1 protein-coding gene is annotated in these 1,291 nt (G+C 74.9%); it reads left to right on the top strand.

Going from position 1 to position 1,291, the window contains the following annotated elements:
- The coding region (locus BKE38_RS29605; RefSeq protein WP_076960662.1) for a Do family serine endopeptidase at nucleotides 1-1,291 on the top strand (1,291 nt) is incomplete at both ends.

Below are 1,291 nucleotides of genomic sequence, written 5' to 3'. Positions count from 1 at the left end.
CGGCGGCGCCGCCGGCTTCGGGCCCGCCTTTGCCCAGGCGCCCGCCAACCCCGCGCCCCCGATCAACCAGACCACGACGACGACCAACGCCCCCATCGCCCTGCCCGGCTTCGGCGATCTGGTCGCCCGCGTCCGCCCCGCCGTCGTCACCATCACCGCCACCGAGCGCGCCCAGCCCGAGCAGGCCGACAGCCCCTTCCCCGAGGGCTCGCCGCAGGACCGCATGTTCCGCCGCTATTTCGGCAACGAGAACGGCGGCAAGGGCGGCGCCCAGCCGGCCCAGCGCATGCAGGCGCTCGGCTCCGGCTTCATCGTCGATGCGGAAGGCCACATCGTCACCAACAACCACGTCGTCAACGGCGCCACCGAGGTGAAGGTCACCCTCGACGACGGCCGCGAGCTGCCCGCCCGCATCGTCGGCCGCGACCCCCGCACCGACCTGGCCCTGCTGCAGGTGAAGAGCGACACGCCGCTGCCCTTCCTCAAGCTCGGCAATTCGGACGCGGCGCGGCCCGGCGACTGGGTGGTGGCCGTCGGCAACCCCTATGGCCTCGGCGGCACCGTGACCGCCGGCATCGTCTCCGCCCGCGGCCGCGACATCCACAGCGGCCCCTATGACGACTTCCTGCAGATCGACGCGCCCATCAACCGCGGCAATTCCGGCGGCCCGCTCTTCGGCCTCGACGGCGCGGTGATCGGCGTCAACACCGCGATCTACAGCCCCTCCGGCGGCTCCATCGGCATCGGCTTCGCCATCCCCTCCAACCTGGTCGCCTCCGTCGTCGCCCAGCTGCGCGACCACGGCCGGGTCGAGCGCGGCTTCATCGGCGCCAGCACCCAGCCGGTCGACGCCACCATGGCCCGCGCCCTGCACCTGCCCAAGCCCGAAGGCGCCCTGGTCGCCGAGGTCGAGAAGGACAGCCCCGCCGCCCGCGCCGGCCTGAAGCCCGGCGACGTGGTCACCGCCGTCGACGCCACGCCCGTGAAGTCGCCGCGCGACCTGGCCCGCGCCATCGGCGACCTGCGCCCGGGGGCGGCCACCACCCTGACCTTGCGCCGCGACCAGGCCGAGCAGCGCGTCGCCATCAACGTCGCCGCCCTGCAGGACCGCGAAGCCGCCAATGCCGGCGAGAGCGAAGAGTCCAGCCAGCGCGGCCAGCTCGGCATCGCCCTCGCCCCGCTGCGCGAGGCCGCCCGCGCCGGGCTCGAGCTGCCCCGCGGCACCGAAGGCGCCGCCATCGTCGGCGTCCGGCCGGACAGCCCCGCCTCGGAAGCCGGGCTGAAGCCGGGC

This window comes from Teichococcus deserti (genome assembly GCF_001982615.1).
Lineage (GTDB): Bacteria > Pseudomonadota > Alphaproteobacteria > Acetobacterales > Acetobacteraceae > Pseudoroseomonas > Pseudoroseomonas deserti.
Note: the sequence above shows the minus strand (reverse complement) of the source record. Positions and strands in the feature narration are given on the sequence as shown.